This window comes from Chitinophaga pendula (genome assembly GCF_020386615.1).
Lineage (GTDB): Bacteria > Bacteroidota > Bacteroidia > Chitinophagales > Chitinophagaceae > Chitinophaga > Chitinophaga pendula.
Genome location: NZ_CP077769.1, coordinates 7,259,949 through 7,278,703, shown reverse-complemented (window position 1 = coordinate 7,278,703; position 18,755 = coordinate 7,259,949). Strand labels below are relative to the sequence as shown.

Genomic DNA, 18,755 nt, shown 5'->3' with positions numbered 1-18,755 from the left:
TGTCGTATATCCATCAGGAGCCACCAACTGCTATACACCGGGGGAAGTTGACAGGATTTTGCGATTCATAGAATCCGGATTTAGTCCCGACACCGGCATTGTCACGATATTCCGTACGGGTATTGCCGATACCCCAATCCTGGGCGGACAGACGAGTAGTGTTTATCGTGAGGAAAGCTATAATAGAAAATAAAATTGGCTTGAACATATATGTAAGTCTATAGGTGACTGGTTATTTCCGGCTAATATATGCGGCATACATCATGGGACGGCCATATACGGAAGGGCGGGTGCCCAGGCGTTGTATATGTTGATATCCCTGGCTGGTGAATAATTGTTGCAGGGCCGGGTAACTCAACGGGTAAGGGACCCAGGGATTCGCGATGGAGGTATCATATTCTACGATGAGGAATCCTGCCGCAGGTTGCATATGTTGAAGCAGACGTTGAAGGAAGGCCGGCTGGTCGCTTACATAATGGAGGGAGTTAGCCATTAGTATACCATCCAGGCGTTCTCCTTCCCAGGTATCGGCGGTAAAATCGGCGACTACCTTTTGGAGGTGTATACCCGGTATACGAGGAATCGCGTTCAATGCGTTCTTATCCTTATCGACGGCATATAAGGTACTATCGGGAGGCAGTAGCTGTGACAGCGCCCGGGTGAAGAGTCCAGTTCCGCAACCAAGATCAGCCCAGGTTTCCGGCATCAGCAATTGCTGCCGCGGATATTGTATTAACGCTACCGCCTCATTCAATTCCATATCTGTGGTATTATTATTTAAAGGAGAGGAGAGCACCTGCCGGTATTTCGTAAGGCGTTTTCCCCTGTTCGAATATGCGGGTGGTATGAATGCCCTCTACTACGATCGTATCGTTATTGACCCGGATCCAGTTGCCTTCGCGGAGGCCTACCACGGGTATGTCGTTCTGTGTATGGAATTCACGGATACGCGTCTCCCGGGTTTCGCCCATATGCTGAGAGCCTTCGATAGGATCGAGATAATGAGGGTTCAGGTTAAAAGGTACAAGCCCCATAGTCGCAAAGCTGGGAGGGTATACGATAGGCATATCGTTAGTGGTTTGCATATTGATGCCACCGATGTTGCTACCAGCACTGGTACCCAGATAGGGCGCTCCATTTTCCACGGCTTGTTTCAACACCTGCATGCAATTGTTTTCATGCAATTGCCTGACAAGCAGAAAGGTGTTGCCTCCGCCGGTAAAGAAGCCTTTGGCATTACGGATAGCCTCTACCGGGTCAGAGAAGGTATGTAGCCCTTGTACCTGTATACCTTGTGTAGCAAAATAGGCAGTGGCACGTGCCGTATAGTCATCATGAGAGATACCACCCGGACGGGCATAGGGTATGAATATGATTTCTTTTACGCCTTCGAACAAGGTCGTTACAGTGGGTGTGAGGTAGTCCAGGTAAGCGCCTCCGAATAAGGTGGAGGTACTGGCTAAAACGATCTTCTTTTCCATAGTGGTAACAAAAGTACATATATTAATAAGCTGGAGCGGATAGGTAGTATATTTTTTCTGTATAGGTATCTATTTTTTTAACACCTGTTGCTGTTGCGATGTAGGATAACTTTCTTGACAGCATGTTGCATTTTTATTATTAATTTTAGTTGTGTAACCTTATCCATTCGTTAATCACATAGACATGCCCAACAGCGAGGAGCAGGAACATTGGAGCGCCTTCCAGTCAGGCAATAAAGACGCGCTGGCATCCTTGTATAACACCTACGTGCGGACCCTTTTTAATTACGGATATAAGTTCACCCGCGATGAGACACTTATAGAAGATTGTATACAGGATATGTTTGTCCGTATATGGGATACGCGTGCGAAATTGTCAGTACCTGTCTCTGTAAAACATTATCTGTTAAAAGCTTTTCGTAGTATATTATTCCGGAAGATGGAGCAACAATCCCGCCGCCAGTATGATACACTGGATGAGACCTATAGCTTCGAGGCGGAGTTATCCTGGGAGAGTAAGTTCATTACGGATGAGACGCAATTCTTAGCGTATAAAAAGTTGCAACAGGCATTGGCTCAGCTTCCACCCCGGCAAAAGGAGGCTTTATTCCTGCGTTATTATGAAGATGCCTCTTACGAAGACATAGCTAAGATTATGCAGACTTCTGTGAATGCGACTTATAAAGCGGTCTGTAAGGCACTCGGAAAGTTAAAAGAGTTCTATATTCCTGCCTTGTTGTGTATGTTATACAGTTATAAGCACTTATCTACATTTCTGCACTTGTTATCTGTTTCCCGCTGACCGTTGCGGTAGCGAGCGAAAAAAAAATTTCAAAAAAAACTATTCCCGGAAGGGAAGAAAAATGGGACTGCTGTATATGATTATATAGAGAGTCACGCCCCCTGTATGTTGCCAACCATTCATACAGTATAAGAGACTATCCGGACCCGATCTATATAGACCATATTATACAATCCATTAGCCGGCACTTACACCACAGTGCGGGCAGGGACGCTGTATGCTGTACTGTAGCTCACATTACAGCAATGCCTTTGAGAACCTTTTATAACCAAAAACTAGAAAGTATGTATTCAAAAACCAACATCCCCTACAAAAAATTTGCGTTAGCCTTTAGTCTGTTACTTGCTGTGGCCTGTTCCAGTAAGAAAGACGACAATCCTGGTCCTGGTCCCGGCCCTGGCCCTGGTCCCAATGGTGTAGAGATGGGCGCACCTGCCAAGTATACCAAAAAGACGATTGCAGAAGAGTTTACCGGGCTGTGGTGCGGCTGGTGTCCGCGTATGCCGATCCTGCTGGAGGAGCTGGCAAAGAAGCAACCTAACCTAATTATTACTGCCATGCACTATGGTGATGCATTTGCGATCGACAAGACGGTTACACAAGCTATCATGGATAAGTTAGGTGTAACGGGATTTCCGACCACAGTGATCGGCCGTAAGGCAGAAGCTGATTTCGACTATGCCGGTAACAGTATCAAACCAACTTTTGCTGCAGCAGAATCTGCCACTACTGAAGCGCTGAAAGGCGATGCTCCTCTGGGCATTTCACTTGCTACTACCGTAACGGGTACTAACCTGGAAGTGGTAGCGAAAGTAGGTTCGGGTACTGCTGTAAATGATCAGAAACGTAAACTGGTGATCTATGTGCTGGAAAGCGGATTGAAAGGCAAACAGGAAAACTACTATGCCGGTAACGCTGCTTATAAAGGTATTCCTTTATTGTCTAAGTTGCCTGACCTGCCTAAGAGCATCGACAATTATGTGCTGGATCATGTGATCAGGAAAGTAGCTACTGATGCGAATGGTGATGAGATTCCCGGCGATTACAAAGTGAAAGGCGCCATCTTCACTAAAAAGTATACGATCGACATCAGCAATTATACTGCGGCTAACGTACAGGTAGTTGCTTTTGTGTATGGACAGGATGATGAAGGTAAACTTATTGCCGTGTATAATGCACAGGTAGTAGGCGCTGGCAAAACACAAGCATTTGATTGATCCTACATTCCAATCATAAATATGCCAACCATCTCGGGTCTGGTGGCCAGTGCTGTGAAGGGCACATAGAAGGTACGCTGACTATGCGGTTACTGGCGCCAGACCTATTTTTTCACATTATCAGCATATTACCATGAACAAATTGTCTGCACATCTGCTTATAATGTTTGGTATCGCCGTGTTGACACTGCTTTGCCATTCTACTACCTATGCTCAGTTGAAGGAGCAAAAACTACCCAGTGTACAAGTGAAAGATATGGAAGGTAAACTGGTGTCGGTATCGAACATTGAAAACGACGGCAAGCCGGTTGTGATCAGTTTCTGGGCGACCTGGTGCAAACCCTGTATTTCGGAGCTGGAGGCTATTGCTGACAATTATCCGGACTGGAAGCGGGAATCTGGTGTCAAGCTGGTAGCGATCTCCATAGATGATGCCAGGACAAGTGCCGGTATCAAATCGCTGGTAGCCTCCAGGGGTTGGGAGTATACTGTATACAACGACTACAACCAGGAGTTGCGCCGTGCGCTGGGTATTGCCAATATTCCCTATACGCTGGTGCTGGATGGCCAGGGCCGGATCGTAGAGCGGCATGCCGGCTACAATCCCGGCGACGAGCATACGTTGTACGACAGCGTCAAAAAGCTCGCGCAGCCATAAACCCAACGTTACGAGACGATTGGCCGGATCACTTGCTGTGTCCGGTCATGGCTGCTTACGGCCATATTATTGAACAATACCATTATCAGCTTACATGAAAAAACTATGGCTATTACTGCTGGCCGGGTACAGTGCTCCTGCCTTTGCGCAGGAGATACCCGGCAAGCTAAGCGGAGGGCTGGAGACGACGCATCAGTATTATGTGGATGACAAGGTAACGGCAGCGCAAGCCCCTAATGACCATTTTGGTTCCAACACTTATTTCACCCTCAACTATACGCTGAAGAATTTTTATGCCGGCGTACAACTGGAAGGTTACTTACCTGCATTACAAGGATATGTGAACGGCCTGAAGGGGACGAAGATCACGCATCGGTTTGCCGGTTACCGTACGGACAAGATCGATATTACTGCCGGGCATTTTTATGAGCAGTACGGAAACGGTTTGATCTTCCGGACTTATGAAGAGCGGCAGCTAGGGCTTGACAACGTGCTGGATGGGGTGAATGTAAGGTTTACGCCAATCGGTGGCATACGATTTAAGGCATCTTACGGATTGCAGCGTATCCTGATGGATAACGGTAATGGGCGTATACGCGGTGCTGACCTGGAACTCGACCTGTTGCAGCTACTAGGCAAAAAACGCAGCTGGGAATTAACAGTAGGCGGTAGCTATATAAACCGTTACCAGGACTATACGGGTCCGGATGAACATTTTCCGCCGGCGGTGAATGCTTACTCGGGCCGGTTAGGTATCTCAAGCGCCCACTACCAGTTGAATACGGAGTATGTATACAAAAGTGCTGACCCGATGGACCTGAACAAGAACATCCAGAAGCCCGGCAGTGCATTGTACATTGGCCAGGTGATCACCACCAATAAAGGACTGGGCATCGATCTGGCATTCCGGCGGCTGGAGAGCATGGATTTCAGATCGGACAGGGGAGCGACAGATAACATCGGTACTGTCAACTATCTGCCTGCGATGACGAAGTTGTACACTTATGCGCTGCCTAATATCTATCCTTATGCGACACAGACGCTGGGTGAGATGGGCGGCAAAGCAGACATCTACTACCAGTTCAAGCGGGGTACGGCATTGGGCGGTAAATACGGCACTAAATTGTCGCTGACAGCCTCTCTTTATCATAACCTGGACACATTCCAGACAAGAGGTAAGGAAGGTTTTACTGCTGATTTCTGGCGGGTAGGACCGACCTTATTGTACCGGGACCTGAACGTGACACTGGAGAAGAAGTGGTCGCCGGCATTGAAAACGATCCTGTCGTATATGAACCTTCATTACAACAAAGAGTATATACAAGGCGGTAAATATGGTGTGGTACATGCCAATACGGCGATAGCAGATATACAGTATACCATCAACCGGAAGAATACGATCAGGGCTGAGTTACAACATCTGTGGACCAAAGACGATGAGGGTAACTGGGGAGCTTTGCTAGTAGAGTACAGTAAAGTACCTGGCTGGTCGGTATTTGCCGGAGATATGGTGAACTATCAGACTAAAAAGATACATTATTATAATTTCGGCAGTGCGTTTACATACAAGGCCGCGCGGGTGTCGCTCAGTTATGGACGGCAGCGGGCCGGGCTATTGTGCGTGGGAGGTATCTGCCGGATGGTACCGGCTTATACAGGTGCCAGTTTGTCTTTTACTTACAATTTTTAACCTGTATATACAGGGGCGGTGAAGGTATTTTCGGATACTAACATCGCCCACTATACGAATATATCTGTATTTGTCGTTATACACAAGTGATATTACTGATCTGCCCTTCCGTTTCAGGAGGTTGGTTGAAGGAACTAGTATTCCGGCCATGCCGACTGGAAAATAATTCGTAACTTTTACGGGAAGAGGCAATTCCTTATTGTTGATAATGGGATTGGACAGATGCACACTATGAGACGTCATCCTACTTACGAGACTTATGCACGTTATGCGGTTGCTGATTACCTGGCAGATGAATGTTTTCTGGAATGGGTAAAGCACAATCCGGCAGAGCTACAGGCTTTCTGGCGACAGTTTTTGCAGTTACACCCTGAGAAGGAGTCAGAAGTGCAGGCTGCCCGGGATATGATCACCAAATTACGTTTTCTTGAACAATCGCCCAGCGATGAGCAGATAGAGCGGCTTTGGCAGCATATAGAGGCAGGTACCGACACGCCTGCCCGTAAGGTGACGAAGCAGCGTCGCCTTTACTGGCAGCATACCCGGATGTGGGCAGCTGCGGTTATCCTCTTTTTATTGTCTTTTGGTATCTGGTGGTGGTTCGGCGATCGTCATACGACCATCCGCACGGCAGATGCCCTGCGCCGGCAGGTCACATTGCCAGACGCGTCCGTCATTACGCTCAATGCTAATTCCGTTCTGCGTTATCCTACTCATTTCCGGGGCAGCACCCGGGAAGTATGGATAGCGGGGGAGGCATTTTTTGATATTACGCGGCAGATTACAGACAAAGATCAGCACTTGCAACCTTTTATCGTCCATACGCCGACACTGGATGTGATCGTAACGGGTACCAGCTTTAATGTACATACCCGACGGCAGACGGCGCAGGTAGTGCTTAACAGCGGCCGGATCACTGTCCGCTATAAAGATGCAGTGTATCCGGAACAACGTCTCTTACCCGGCCAGGCGATCACTTATATCGATGGGCAGGCCCCTCAATTGCTGGCTGCCGACACATCCCGTGCCAGCAGCTGGAAGAAGGGCAAATTCACCTTTACAGATACACCGCTGCGTGAGGTGATACAACAAATAGAAGACTATTACGGTTACCGTGTGATCCTGAAAGATAGCACTATGAACAGTTATCTGATCAATGCGGCACTTGACATACCCGATATCTCTACCCTGGAAGCCGTACTTTCTGATGTATTACATGTAGATGTCAAAAAGCAAGACCATACGCTGATCTTTTCGGATCACCCATAACTTCCGGTTAACCATATTCCTGCTAAATCTGCTTAACTTAGCTTTTATCCCTGATAGGGCATGAGCATTTTGAACCCCAATACCTCAAACTTATGAGATATCGTATCCCTTTCTATATCCTGTTATGTCTGGCTATTATTTTCCTGACTGTAGCCGTTTTACCCTTTTTCGATCTTCCTGATACGTCGGCCATCCTGATGATTTGTCTGGCTATTATACATATGGCTGCGGCATTTTTACTGGTGGTTATCTGTCTTACCCTCTTCAGAAAGCTGTAGTGTTGCTGTAAGCGGAATGCAGTAGAGTGCCGTCAGTAAGGGATTAGCATGCCTATCTGTTTAGGAATGAGGGAGAAACAGTTTCTTACGGTCAATCATATACTAATATGATGTTTGTGAGGTAAAAACACTACCTAGTTTTGAAATTATAGTTTAACTTTAGATACAAGAATAGGTATGCTGACTTGAGAAAGGCTATATCTCTAATTGGACAAACACCATCAGTATTTCCTTGTTTTTTAATAACAGCTTTATTGGAGTATTTGTACACAACCAATCGTCTGCTATACCGGAGTATAAGCTGCAAAACCATTTAGGACACAGACACAGGTAATCCGGCGCACTATGCCCGCAATATCCCTGTTCACGAAGAACGCTTTTGCTATCAACTAAAAATCAGGCATCTCCGAATGAGAACCCGTATCCTGGCCAACCGGCTTTGCTTTCGTCTATGGAAGCAACTAATATACTGCGCGATCTTGTACGCAGCCGGTTTCTTTTATGGCCAGCCTCTGTACGCCCAGCAACACAATGAAATACTCTCTCAGCCGGTAACGGTGAAAGCCCACCAGGTATCTTTGAGTGAGTTATTGCAGCTGCTGCGCAAACAGGTGAACGTACAATTTATATATACTGCCGGGAAGGCTACCTTGCAGCACCGGATCACCCTGGATATGACTGGCGAGCCATTATCAAGGGTGCTGGACCGTGCATTGCAAGGTACCTCACAGGAATATGTGGTGACACGCGGTATTGTGATTATCCGCCAGGCGATGACAGCCGGTGAGGATGACAGCCAGGATAGTCTGCTCAACATTACCGGTACCGTCATTGACGATCATGGGGAGCCTTTGCCCAGGGCCAGTGTGGTATTACCCAACAGTAGCGCCGGCACCTATACGAATGAGCAGGGACGTTATACCATTACGGCGCCGTTCCAGGGCACCTTACGCTTTTCCTGCCTGGGCTACGAGCCGATACAGGTGCCTATAGCAGGACGCAGCCAGATCAGGGTACAGTTGAAAAGCCAGGTGCAGGATATGGGAGAGGTATATATTACCGGATACCAGCAGATGCAGCCCTGGGAGATGACGGGTGCTGCATCAAAAGTGAAAGGTAGCCTGTTGGACCAGCCCGGCGTACACCGGGTGGATCAGCTGTTGCAAGGCCGTATCCCCGGGGTGAATGTGATGATCAATTCCGGCGGGGTGGGCGCGAACCCCCAGATACGGATACGGGGAACAGCAACGCTGGTAGGTAACCGGGAGCCGATATGGGTAGTAGATGGTATCGTTCGGGAAGATCCTGCTCCCTACCAGGGGCAGCAACTGACAGGTTTGTTAAGCCGGGAAGAGCTGGCATCACTTGATGCCGGTTTAAGTATACGCGGCAATAGCATTTCCGGTTTGAACCCTGCAGATATTGAAGATATCACCTTCCTGAAAGACGCCGCTGCCACTGCTATTTATGGTTCGAGAGCCGCCAACGGCGTGATCGTCGTGACTACTAAAAAGGGCAAACCAGGCCCTCCGCAACTGTATTATCGCACCGATATTACCGTTACCAGCCAGCCGACTTACCGTCACCGGGGTTTAATGAACTCGGCAGACCGTGTTGCCTTTTCCAGGGAGATCTATGAAAAAGGTATCATATTCCCTGACGAAAACCTGTTGCTGACAGGCTATGAAGGCGCTATGTACCGGCTGTTGCATAAAGAGATCGACCAGGCCACCTTCAACCAGCAGATCGCCCGTATGGAGCAAAATAATACGGACTGGTTTGATGTGTTATTCCGGAACGGAGTGTCCAACAACCATTATCTCAGCATCAGCGGAGGAAGTGACAAATTAAGTTACCGGGCTTCCGGTGGTTATACTAACGAGAAAGGCAGTGCTATCGGCAATGAGATGGAGCGTGTCAACGCACTGTTGCGTGTGGATGCCCGTCCGCACAAATCATTTACCCTTGGGCTGATCGTCAATGCGTCATCAAGGACCACAAAAGGATTTTATGAAGGGTTGAACCCTTATGAATATGCTTATATGACCAACCGTGCATTGGGGGTGAATGAACATTATTATGCCAGTATGGGCGAGTTGTATGAGCCGGATGACCTGTTATTGGGTCGGCCCAACCTGCCGTTTAACTTCCTGCATGAGTTGCAGCATACCGGGAACACCAGCCGGAATCATTCGATCAACGCTGCGTTGACGGTAGGTGTGCAGGTATTACCCGCGCTCAAGATAGAATCCATGTTTGCTCCCAGTTACGAACGTACGCTCGAACAGCGGAGGGCAGATGATCAATCTTATGCGGTTGCTCTCTTAAGAAAAGGGCCTTATATACCGGAATTGTTTCCTCCCGGCCTGCAGTCCCCCGGAGTACCTGCTCCAAGGCCCGGGATTTCGGACGAAGACCAGCTATTGAAGAAAGCTTATACATGGCGTAATATCGCTACCTACACGCCAGCCTTCGGTGCCAGAAAACAGCACGAGTTCAATGTTATGGCAGGCACCGAGGTACGTAGCACTATTTATACGCGGGTCACCTCACGGGACCGGAACATTCCGCATTACAAATTGCTCCCATCCAAAGATATCCCTGAAGATTACAGCACCGGTCGTTTGCTGACCAATTACGTTTCCCTGCTGGGAAGTGCGGCATATGTATATGACCGTAAGTATACGGTCAGCGTTAATGCACGGTACGATGCATCCAACCGGTTCACCATGGGTTCAAAACAACGCTTTAACCCGGTATGGTCTGCCGGTGTACGCTGGGATGTATTACAGGAACATTGGGCCTCCCAATGGCGATGCCCGCATGCGTTGGTATTGAAGGCTTCGTACGGGCATCAGGGTAATACTGTAGAGACGATCTCTCCTTATATCAGCACGCACCCGGTCAACTTAGGCAGGGATCCGCTGACCGGCAATTTCTTCCTGGGTATCAGACAGCTATCTAATCCGATGTTGGGATGGGAGAAGACACGGACCTGGAATACGGGTATGGAACTGGCCCTGGCCGGTGGCAAGGTCCAGTTCAACTTTGACTATTATCACCGGTTGTCTACAGATATTATCAGCCGGAAAGCCTTACCGCAGGAGTATGGCATCAAAGAGATGTATATTAACGAAAGCAGTATCAGTAATACTGGCTGGGAGGCATCTGTTGTCTATACGGCGCTGGATAATAAACACTGGCATTGGATACTGCAGCTGCAGGCATCGCGGAATAAGAACCGGGTTTCGAACATACGGTATACTCCTAATCAGCTGGCATTGGTAAGCGGAGATGGTCTGATCAATGATATGCCGGTAGGCGGAATATGGTCTTTTCCATATGCGGGGCTTTCCGGCAAGGACGGTCAGCCGCAGTTCCAATACCTGGATGTTGACAAAGACCCATCACTGTTAAAAGGGGATCAGCCGATGCGGTATATGCGTTATTCCGGCGCTACAGAGCCTATTATGAACGGAGGATTTTATACCCAGTTACAATACAGACAATTCTCTTTTACTACCAGTTTCAACGTACAGCTGGAGTATTACCGGCGGCTCGACCCGTTGGCGCCGGCGGGAGGCTCGGGCTATTTCCGGCCGCCGGCGCCGGACAGGAACGTCAGCCAGGAGCTGGTACATCGCTGGCAGCAACCAGGGGATGAGCGATACACTAACATCCCGTCTATTTATTCCTTCAACTTTTATCCTAACCATTACTCTATTGGCGATCAGTTCAGGGATCTGTCACTCAGCCGGGATGGCAGTACGCTTTACCGGTATACTCTGTATAATTACAGCGACCTGCGTACGGTCAATGCCAGCCATATCCGCTGTAATTTCCTGTCGCTGGGGTATAATTTGGCCAGCAAGCGCCTGCCTTTACTCAGAAATGTGAAACAAGTTGCGTTATCTATCAGTGTAAATAATGCATTTGTGATCGCTGACAAGCGGCTGAAAGGGCAGGATCCGGAGATGGCAGGGATATCAGCCTCTGAGAACTCGACCTTGTTACCCCGGACGAGGTCTTATGCTTTTAGCCTGGGAGTTACCTTATAACTTGAAATGATGTTATTGCGCCCACTATAATATTAAGTGTATGATGAGCCGGAAACGAAATACCTACAGCCGCTACCTGCTGTTAATACTTTTACTCAGCAGCACCGGCAGCTGCCGAAAATTCTTAGATGCCCCGGCAGGGGATGATATAGTACCCAAAACGGCTACTGAGCTTAGTTCATTGTTCAACTGGGAAGGATATCCCCGGGAGGATAAACATTTTTATTCCTATCTGAACATGCTGGATGATGATGTCAAATGTGATGCGAGGAACGGGGATAAACAATTGTTGAAGTATGGTAAGTCTGCCTTTAGCTGGAGCAGCAGCCTGTATAAAGACATGAAGGCAGCGACCGGGGAGGAAAGTATCTATAGCAGGTACTATGATCGTATCAAGGGTTGCAACGTTGTGCTGGACCTGTTGCCGGAAGTAAAGGGCAGTCCACGGGAAAAAGCAACCTTGGAAGGCGAAGCAAAGGTACTCCGCGCGTATTACTATTTTATGCTGGTCAACTTGTATGGCCGTCCCTATAACGACAATACCGGCCATCCCGACCGGAGCCTGGGAGTGCCGTTGGTCATCACCAGTAAGCTGTCGGGTGCCCCTTTGCAACGTAACACAGTAGGCGCGGTATACCGGCAGGTAAGTAAGGATATTACCCAGGGCTGCGACCTGCTGGAGCAGGGTGATGCGCCCTTTTCCCTGTTCCGGATCAACAAATACATGGCCTGGCTGCTGGCCAGCAGGATATTCCTTTATACGGAAGAATGGGATAAGGTCGTGTATTACAGCAGTAAGTTATTGGCGGAGCGGTATGAGTTGTCCGATCTGAGCCGTATGGCAGACGGTACGGGGATTCCCGGTTCACTGCCGCCGGCATGCCTGGATGAGGTGAATAAGGAATTACTGTTCCTTTTTGGTTCTCCCCAGGATGATTACCTGATCACCCGGCCAGTGAGTGCCGCACCTACGGGCTTTGTACCATCTGATGAGCTGATGGCCCTATACGAAAGGGAAGATCTCCGTGTACGCTATTATATGCAGGAAAAGAGTGGTCTTCGCAAGTCAGCCAAGTTGAGTGCAAAGGCCAAATACGGCAGAAGTTTTCGTTTGCCGGAGGCTTTCCTCAACCGGGCAGAAGCCAATATCCACTTAGCCATCTACGATGGCAAGGCAGGTGCATTGGCGGGCGCGTTGGCAGACCTCAACTTCCTACGTGCGAACCGCCTGTCGATCAACTCCTATCGTCCTAAAACGATGGCAGACTTCCAGGGTAGTGCCTGGGCATTGAAAGTATTTTGCCTGGAAGAGCGCAGGCGGGAACTCTGCTTTGAAGAACAGCGCTGGTTCGATTTACGCCGAAATGGTATGCCAGCTCTCTTACATGTCTATTATATAGATCCTACAGGACCAGCAGAGCCCTTTATGCTGGATGTCCATAGCAATCGCTACGTATTACCTATTCCGGAGGATGCGATCGCCCAGAATCCTGCCTTGATACAGAACCCCTGATCCATGACTAAACGTTTTGCCCATGATCACAACTTTACGCCATCATTTTCATCCGATTGTAGTCATTCCCTTCTTCGCACTGTTGCTGGCTTTGTTTGCCTGTAAAAAGGAGATGCCGGTGACACCCGCACCGGGGCCTGCCACCTTCTATCCTATGCCACAAGGAAATGCTCCTTATGACGAGATCATTTTCAACTGGTACAAACGCTACGGTAGTTACATATTATACAAATATGAAGAGCGGGATTACCGTTATGGGCTCACCGGTTATTATACCTATGTGGCACGTCCTATAGAACCGGAGATGTTACCTGCCGCTGTGGACCTGCTGGGTGAATACTGGTTCGGCTTTTATAGCGATTCTTTTCTGAAGAAATACCTGCCCTTTAAGATACTGTTAGCCGACAGAGCCTGGGATGAAGATTCTGAAGATACGGTTTACAATGCATTCGAGGTTCCTATACGCGGGCATGACTTCCTCCTGCTGCCTAAACTGGACAGGAGTATCCTGAAGATGACACCTGCAGAACGGAATACCTTCAAGATCGACCTTAACATGGCATTTGCCTATTGGCTGATCTTTTCGACGAATGGGGAGTTCATGAAAGACCTGCCGGTAGATTTCTTTAACAGCAGCCCTTATCATCGAACGGATATCACTTCTGCCAATAAATATGATTACGGATTCCTGTTGTCGCCGGGCTTCCAGCAAGCTCCCACACCGCAGTATGACCTATTGTCTTATCTGACATTGATCTTTACCTACCGGAAAGCGGATATTGAAACCATTTTTTTCAACAGGCAGACAGATAAGAATGGATTAGTGCGGAAAAAGTATATGCTGTTGGCCACCTACTTTAAAGACAAGTATGGCATGAATATACAGGCAATCGGTGACAAGCGCAACTGATAAGTTCACCTGTCACCGAATTCCATTATTTGCCACTGTTCATAATATCTTCTATTTCTTCTACGGTAACCGGTATATTAGCCATAAGGTCCTGGCAGCCAGTATCTGTTACAGCCAGTACGTTTTCGATACGTACTCCGATACCCTCTGCTTCGCAATAGATACCCGGTTCATTGCTGATAACGGCACCTGTGGGTAACGGTTCATGAAAGTAACCGACATCATGCACATCGAGGCCTATGAAATGTGAGCAATTATGATAACAATGTTTGTTGAGATAATATTTCTCCCCCCTGTCCTTTATGTCTGTTGTACTACATAATCCGAGTCTTATCAATGATTCCAGCAGTAACGCATTGGAGAAAGCGAATATTTCCGGTAAGGTGAGTCCGGGGCGTACATACTCCCGGATCCGGGTGTGTACCTGTAATACTTCGTTATATATCTCTTTCTGACGAGGGGAATAGCGTCCATTAACAGGGATGGTACGGGTCATGTCGGCATTATAATATTGCCATCCGGCAGCCGCATCGATGAGCAGCATATCTCCGTCCTGGCAGCATTTATTGTTATCTACATAATGCAGGATACAGGTATCTGCTCCGGCAGCGACTATCGGCGTATAGTCGGCCCAGGTAGCGCCATATTGCATGTATTCATGTATCATCTCTGCTTCTACCTGTTTTTCTATTACGCCCGGGCGTACGAATTGCAACACTCTGCGGAAGCCGGCGCCGGTGATATCACAAGCCTTCTGTAATTGTTCTAGCTCTGCCGGCGTTTTTGCGGACCGTTGCCGGGCCAGAAGCGGGTATAGCCGCTGATACTGGTGTAAGGGATACATGCTTTTTACCTTTTCCAGCAAACGATCTTCCTTAGTAGCGATAAACGGTGTCGCCCGGCTATGTTCATTAGAGTACAGGTAGAGCTGGTCACTTACAGCGGCGACCTTTCGCAATACGCTTTCGAAGGCAGGGATATCATACACGGTAGCAATACCAGAGATCTCGCTGGCTTGTGCGGTGGTAAGCCGACGGCCGTGCCACTTGAGAAATAGCTCGTCGGCAGGGCGGGTGAATAGTACTTCCCGAAGTGCCGGTTCCGGATGATCGGGGCATAGTATCAGCATCGTATCATCCTGTGTGATACCTGTGAGATAAAACAAACTGGTAGATGGTACAAAACGTAAGGTACCATCTTCATTGCTGGGTAGTTGATCGTTGGTAGTGAGGATTACAGCGGATCGTGCAGGCAATTGTTGCTGCAGGCGCTGACGTTGTGCGGCATACATAGTGAAATGCGATTTGTTCACAACAAACTTAACGGACCGCTATAGATGATCTGGTGTAAAAAGGCGACATTATCCGGCTAGCCCAGAAGGGCGAACAGGCATTCCCGGAGCGCCATCAGCCAGCTCATGCCATTCTTTACAGAAATGAGAGAAGTCATGATAGCCCAGTAATTCCCAATCGGCTTTATAGCCTTCTTTGAGGTAGGCATCCAGCGCATGCCGGAAGCGTAATATTTTCATACATTTTTTGGGAGCAATATCCAGGGATTGCGCAAAATATCGCTCTAGTGTACGAGGGGTCAGGTACAATAGCGAAGCCAGTTTCCTGAGTTGATATTTAGCTTGTACCAATACAGGCTCCTGGAAGGAGCGCCGTACAAAATCGAAAGGTTTGTCAGGATATGCTTTTCTGAGATAATGACGTATCAACTGTTCGAGTACGACTTTCATAGCAGGCAGGTTGCCGGCGTCGTACAAGCGGGATTCTGTGGAGGTAATATGATCGATCACGTGCCCTGCTGGTATCGCTTGTTTTATCATATCGGCTCCTTTAACGCCGAACAGATAGTTCAGTGCACCGGGCTTAAACTTCACGCCGACCAGGTAGTTACTGTAGAGGTGACGATAGGATACTGTAGCTGCGTGATAGCCTATGAGTAGACTTTTATTACAGGAGTGCAGCAGTTGTCCGTTGGTATTATATAATTCAAAAGGATTACCGAGGTTGATGACCAGCGAGGAGTACATATTGGCCAGCAGCACTTCATTGTAGGAAGTTTGTCTGAATCCTGGTTCTCGCATGTCCAGTAGCCAGTAGCATATGACATAATCCGCCAGATCTGCGGAGGGCGCCAGGAAGTGATAGCTATCCTGAAAGTGCTGCCGGTCAATTATTTCTACGGCCTGATTTTGCATACCTAAATGTACGTATTACCAGGCGAAAAGCATGTCTTAGCATGCTGTGCCAGCGGCACAAGGAATTTCCAGAAATGCGGTATATTCCTGGCTGATGCGTGCCAGGTCTTGTCCGGTCTGGTTGTCGGTATCATATACTACAAACGGGGTTTTATAGATCATATCCGTATAAAGTGCTGTCAGTTCGAATGGCCGCAGCAGTTCTTTCATCGTGTACAGGTATTTCCCACCCTGTTTATAATCATCCTGTTCAATACCTGCGGACACTGCCAGCAGCAGTTGTTTGTTCTTGACTTTGTCGCCGGTCCTTCCGTATGCCCATCCATAGGTGAGTACGTCGTCCATCCATTTACGCAGCAGCGGCGGGCAGCTGAACCAATAGAAAGGGAACTGGAACAGGATGCGGTCGTGTTGTTCTACCAGCTGCTGTTCTGCTTTGACGTCTATATTCCAATCCGGATACTGGTCATATAGGTGATGTATAGTGACGGTATCCGGGTGGCTACTTAAGGTGTGTACAAGATGTTTATTTATAACAGATTCACTGATATTCGGATGCGCTATAATGGCTAATGTTTTCATTGTCTTATTGTTTAAATGATCTATCAGCAAACTTAGCCACTTCAGCATAATATTCCCATACAGGCAAATTATTTGGGAAAACATTCCCATATTTGTACTTATTGAGAATAAAATGCCATAATCATTCTATTTTCTTCCATTTTTTAGTATTTCATTCTATACGTATGCAATTAGATGATACAGACCGGGCGATCCTGCGTTTATTACAGGAAGACGCCCTGCTATCTTACAAAGAAATAGCTGCCAGGCTGCACCTTTCTTCCACTCCTATATTCGAGCGGGTAAAGAAACTGGAGCAGCAAGGAGTGATCAAGGGATATGTGGCATTAGTGGATCGTCTACAGATGGGCTTGTGTCTGTTGGTGCTCTGCAACGTTTCCTTGCGGGATCATAATACGTCGACGATTGAGAACTTTGAACAGCGGATAGGCGGGATAAACATGGTGCTGGAATGTTTCCAGACTTCGGGGCAATATGATTACCAGATCAAGCTGGCAGTTAGTAGTATGGAGGAGTATCAGCAATTTTTGAAGCAGATCTCTGATCTGGGATATGTATCGGATACCAACAGTACTTTCATCCTGCGCGAAGTGGTCAATCATACCAGGATACCATTATAAAAAGCACTCCCGTTCCTTTATCACCGGGAACGGGAGCAGTCGTTTTATTTATAGCCGAAGGGATCAGGCGTTTCCCTGCCGGTTATGTTGTCCTTTATTGTGAGCTCTGTGGGGCTGCTGTGGTTTGCTGTTTCCACCACCGCCGCCATTGTTCGTTTTTTTGCCTCCGCCACCTTGCGGTCCGCGGCCTTTACCTCTGAACCGGTTCCGGTTGCCTCCTTTTCTGCCACCGCCACCATTTGAGGACGGTTTATATGTAGGGGCCTCTCCGAATTGCGGTGGTACGGGTGCTTTCGTCACCTCTTTACCGATCAGCTGTTCTATACGATGGAACTTGTTTTGCTCTTTAGGACTGATGAAGGTATAAGCGGTTCCTTCTGCTGCTGCCCTGGCGGTACGACCGATCCGGTGGACATAGTCTTCACCGTCGTTAGGCACATCGTAATTGATTACCAGGTCAATATCTTCTATATCGATCCCACGGCTGAGTATGTCTGTTGCCACGAGGATACGTAGTTTCTTATTTTTGAAATCGATCAGCACCTGCTCTCTTTGTTCCTGTTCCAGGTCGGAATGGATCTGCTCCACCTTGAAGCGCGCTCTTTTGAGTTCGGCACACAGCTCTTTCACATTTTGTTTGCGTGAGCAGAAGATCAGTACGCTTTCAAAATCCCGCTGTTGTAACAAGTGTTTGATCAGGGGAGCTTTTTGCTCTTCGAAGACAACGAAAGCTTCCTGTATTATCTTTTCAGGAGGTTTAGAGATGGAAATATTTACCTCTACCGGGTCCCGTAATATGTTGTGCGCCAGCTTCCTGATCTTATCAGGCATGGTGGCAGAGAAGAGGAAGTTTTGTCTTTCTTTGGGCAAATAGGAGATGATCTTAATGATGTCATCGTGGAAGCCCATATCCAACATGCGATCTGCCTCATCCAGTACCAGGTATTTCAGGCCATCGAGTTTTACATAGCCCATATTGAGGTGGGCGATCATACGGCCGGGGGTGCAGATAACGATATCTACGCCTGCGGAAAGGGCTTTCTTCTCGATAGCAAAGTTGGCGCCTCCGCTACCACCATAAACGGCGATAGAACTCAGGGAGGTAAAATAGCTGATCCCTTCAAGTGTCTGCGCGATCTGTACTGCCAGTTCCCTAGTAGGGACAATAATCAGGGAATTGATGTGCTGGGCATCATGAGGGGATGTAAGTAACTTATTGATAACGGGCAGCAGGAAGGCTGCAGTTTTGCCTGTACCGGTCTGGGCAGAAGCAATGATATCTTTACCCGCCAGCATCAGGGGGATCACCTGTTGTTGTACCGGGGTAGCGACTTCATAACCCATTGCATCAATGCCATCCAGCAATCTGTCGTCGAATCCGAATTCTGTGAAGTTCAATGTAAATGATCTTATTCAAATAATGTTGTGGGGGAAAAAATACCCCTTACAGGATGAATGTAGCACTTTTTAT

17 protein-coding genes are annotated in these 18,755 nt (G+C 48.0%); 10 read left to right on the top strand and 7 right to left on the bottom strand.

Features of this window, described 5'->3' with window-relative positions; all coding sequences use genetic code 11:
* Positions 1 to 13: 13 nt before the first annotated feature.
* The 3 genes from KTO58_RS27490 to pepE are packed head-to-tail and all read right to left on the bottom strand — an operon-like array spanning position 14 to position 1,481.
* Positions 14 to 208 (bottom strand): hypothetical protein, encoded by a 195-nt coding sequence (locus KTO58_RS27490; protein WP_225859944.1) that lies wholly within the window; start codon positions 206 to 208, stop codon positions 14 to 16.
* Between the two features lie 24 nt (positions 209 to 232).
* Positions 233 to 760 (bottom strand): class I SAM-dependent methyltransferase, encoded by a 528-nt coding sequence (locus tag KTO58_RS27485; protein WP_198315090.1) that lies wholly within the window; start codon positions 758 to 760, stop codon positions 233 to 235.
* Between the two features lie 13 nt (positions 761 to 773).
* Positions 774 to 1,481: a dipeptidase PepE gene (gene pepE, locus KTO58_RS27480; RefSeq protein WP_095836332.1), complete on the bottom strand. Its 708-nt coding sequence runs from the start codon at positions 1,479 to 1,481 to the stop codon at positions 774 to 776.
* Positions 1,482 to 1,665: 184 nt separating this feature from the next.
* Here pepE and KTO58_RS27475 point away from each other — a divergent pair, with 184 nt between their 5' ends.
* The 9 genes from KTO58_RS27475 (at position 1,666) to KTO58_RS27435 (ending at position 13,876) form a co-directional block, all read left to right on the top strand.
* Complete coding sequence (locus KTO58_RS27475) at positions 1,666 to 2,283, top strand: RNA polymerase sigma factor (protein WP_095836333.1); 618 nt, start codon at positions 1,666 to 1,668, stop codon at positions 2,281 to 2,283.
* A 284-nt stretch (positions 2,284 to 2,567) separates the two neighbouring features.
* A complete protein-coding gene (locus KTO58_RS27470; RefSeq protein WP_157752711.1) occupies positions 2,568 to 3,500 on the top strand; it encodes an Omp28-related outer membrane protein in 933 nt (310 codons plus the stop codon).
* Positions 3,501 to 3,633: 133 nt separating this feature from the next.
* Positions 3,634 to 4,158, top strand: a complete 525-nt coding sequence (locus KTO58_RS27465; RefSeq protein ID WP_095836335.1) for a TlpA family protein disulfide reductase — start codon at positions 3,634 to 3,636, stop codon at positions 4,156 to 4,158.
* Between the two features lie 94 nt (positions 4,159 to 4,252).
* Positions 4,253 to 5,848 carry a DUF6029 family protein gene (locus tag KTO58_RS27460; protein ID WP_095836336.1) on the top strand — a complete coding sequence of 532 codons (1,596 nt, stop codon included), beginning with the start codon at positions 4,253 to 4,255 and terminating at the stop codon, positions 5,846 to 5,848.
* Positions 5,849 to 6,079: 231 nt separating this feature from the next.
* Positions 6,080 to 7,117, top strand: coding sequence for a FecR family protein (locus KTO58_RS27455; protein ID WP_198315091.1), 1,038 nt, complete (start codon positions 6,080 to 6,082; stop codon positions 7,115 to 7,117).
* A gap of 92 nt (positions 7,118 to 7,209) precedes the next feature.
* Positions 7,210 to 7,395 carry a hypothetical protein gene (locus KTO58_RS27450; RefSeq protein WP_095836338.1) on the top strand — a complete coding sequence of 62 codons (186 nt, stop codon included), beginning with the start codon at positions 7,210 to 7,212 and terminating at the stop codon, positions 7,393 to 7,395.
* A gap of 410 nt (positions 7,396 to 7,805) precedes the next feature.
* Positions 7,806 to 11,453, top strand: a complete 3,648-nt coding sequence (locus KTO58_RS27445) for a SusC/RagA family TonB-linked outer membrane protein (protein ID WP_095836339.1) — start codon at positions 7,806 to 7,808, stop codon at positions 11,451 to 11,453.
* A 40-nt stretch (positions 11,454 to 11,493) separates the two neighbouring features.
* Positions 11,494 to 12,966 carry a RagB/SusD family nutrient uptake outer membrane protein gene (locus KTO58_RS27440; protein ID WP_095836340.1) on the top strand — a complete coding sequence of 491 codons (1,473 nt, stop codon included), beginning with the start codon at positions 11,494 to 11,496 and terminating at the stop codon, positions 12,964 to 12,966.
* A gap of 22 nt (positions 12,967 to 12,988) precedes the next feature.
* Positions 12,989 to 13,876: a hypothetical protein gene (locus tag KTO58_RS27435; protein WP_095836341.1), complete on the top strand. Its 888-nt coding sequence runs from the start codon at positions 12,989 to 12,991 to the stop codon at positions 13,874 to 13,876.
* Positions 13,877 to 13,901: 25 nt separating this feature from the next.
* Here the strand turns inward: KTO58_RS27435 and KTO58_RS27430 are convergent, their stop codons facing one another.
* The 3 genes from KTO58_RS27430 to KTO58_RS27415 form a co-directional block, all read right to left on the bottom strand.
* A complete protein-coding gene (locus KTO58_RS27430) occupies positions 13,902 to 15,167 on the bottom strand; it encodes an aminopeptidase P family protein (RefSeq protein WP_095836342.1) in 1,266 nt (421 codons plus the stop codon).
* A 69-nt stretch (positions 15,168 to 15,236) separates the two neighbouring features.
* The gene (locus tag KTO58_RS27425; RefSeq protein ID WP_095836343.1) at positions 15,237 to 16,082 is read right to left on the bottom strand and encodes a DUF6597 domain-containing transcriptional factor; all 846 of its coding nucleotides are present in this window, start codon (positions 16,080 to 16,082) and stop codon (positions 15,237 to 15,239) included.
* Between the two features lie 36 nt (positions 16,083 to 16,118).
* Complete coding sequence (locus KTO58_RS27415) at positions 16,119 to 16,664, bottom strand: NAD(P)H-dependent oxidoreductase (protein ID WP_095841371.1); 546 nt, start codon at positions 16,662 to 16,664, stop codon at positions 16,119 to 16,121.
* A 164-nt stretch (positions 16,665 to 16,828) separates the two neighbouring features.
* On the opposite strand from KTO58_RS27415, the gene KTO58_RS27410 reads away from it, so the two are divergent.
* Complete coding sequence (locus KTO58_RS27410; protein WP_095836344.1) at positions 16,829 to 17,284, top strand: Lrp/AsnC family transcriptional regulator; 456 nt, start codon at positions 16,829 to 16,831, stop codon at positions 17,282 to 17,284.
* A gap of 63 nt (positions 17,285 to 17,347) precedes the next feature.
* Here the strand turns inward: KTO58_RS27410 and KTO58_RS27405 are convergent, their stop codons facing one another.
* On the bottom strand, positions 17,348 to 18,682 hold the full coding sequence (locus KTO58_RS27405; protein ID WP_095836345.1) for a DEAD/DEAH box helicase: 1,335 nt from the start codon (positions 18,680 to 18,682) through the stop codon (positions 17,348 to 17,350).
* Between the last annotated feature and the right edge of the window lie 73 nt (positions 18,683 to 18,755).

Excerpts from the sequence above, each read along its gene's own strand:
- KTO58_RS27475 (WP_095836333.1), top strand. The coding sequence starts at position 1,666 with ATGCCCAACAGCGAGGAGCAGGAACATTGGAGCGCCTTCCAGTCAGGC.
- KTO58_RS27455 (WP_198315091.1), top strand. The coding sequence starts at position 6,080 with ATGAGACGTCATCCTACTTACGAGACTTATGCACGTTATGCGGTTGCT.
- KTO58_RS27470 (WP_157752711.1), top strand. The coding sequence starts at position 2,568 with ATGTATTCAAAAACCAACATCCCCTACAAAAAATTTGCGTTAGCCTTT.
- KTO58_RS27430 (WP_095836342.1), bottom strand. The coding sequence starts at position 15,167 with ATGTATGCCGCACAACGTCAGCGCCTGCAGCAACAATTGCCTGCACGA.
- KTO58_RS27415 (WP_095841371.1), bottom strand. The coding sequence starts at position 16,664 with ATGAAAACATTAGCCATTATAGCGCATCCGAATATCAGTGAATCTGTT.
- KTO58_RS27445 (WP_095836339.1), top strand. The coding sequence starts at position 7,806 with ATGAGAACCCGTATCCTGGCCAACCGGCTTTGCTTTCGTCTATGGAAG.
- KTO58_RS27425 (WP_095836343.1), bottom strand. The coding sequence starts at position 16,082 with ATGCAAAATCAGGCCGTAGAAATAATTGACCGGCAGCACTTTCAGGAT.
- pepE (WP_095836332.1), bottom strand. The coding sequence starts at position 1,481 with ATGGAAAAGAAGATCGTTTTAGCCAGTACCTCCACCTTATTCGGAGGC.
- KTO58_RS27485 (WP_198315090.1), bottom strand. The coding sequence starts at position 760 with ATGGAATTGAATGAGGCGGTAGCGTTAATACAATATCCGCGGCAGCAA.
- KTO58_RS27410 (WP_095836344.1), top strand. The coding sequence starts at position 16,829 with ATGCAATTAGATGATACAGACCGGGCGATCCTGCGTTTATTACAGGAA.
- KTO58_RS27450 (WP_095836338.1), top strand. The coding sequence starts at position 7,210 with ATGAGATATCGTATCCCTTTCTATATCCTGTTATGTCTGGCTATTATT.
- KTO58_RS27460 (WP_095836336.1), top strand. The coding sequence starts at position 4,253 with ATGAAAAAACTATGGCTATTACTGCTGGCCGGGTACAGTGCTCCTGCC.
- KTO58_RS27490 (WP_225859944.1), bottom strand. The coding sequence starts at position 208 with ATGTTCAAGCCAATTTTATTTTCTATTATAGCTTTCCTCACGATAAAC.
- KTO58_RS27440 (WP_095836340.1), top strand. The coding sequence starts at position 11,494 with ATGATGAGCCGGAAACGAAATACCTACAGCCGCTACCTGCTGTTAATA.
- KTO58_RS27465 (WP_095836335.1), top strand. The coding sequence starts at position 3,634 with ATGAACAAATTGTCTGCACATCTGCTTATAATGTTTGGTATCGCCGTG.
- KTO58_RS27435 (WP_095836341.1), top strand. The coding sequence starts at position 12,989 with ATGATCACAACTTTACGCCATCATTTTCATCCGATTGTAGTCATTCCC.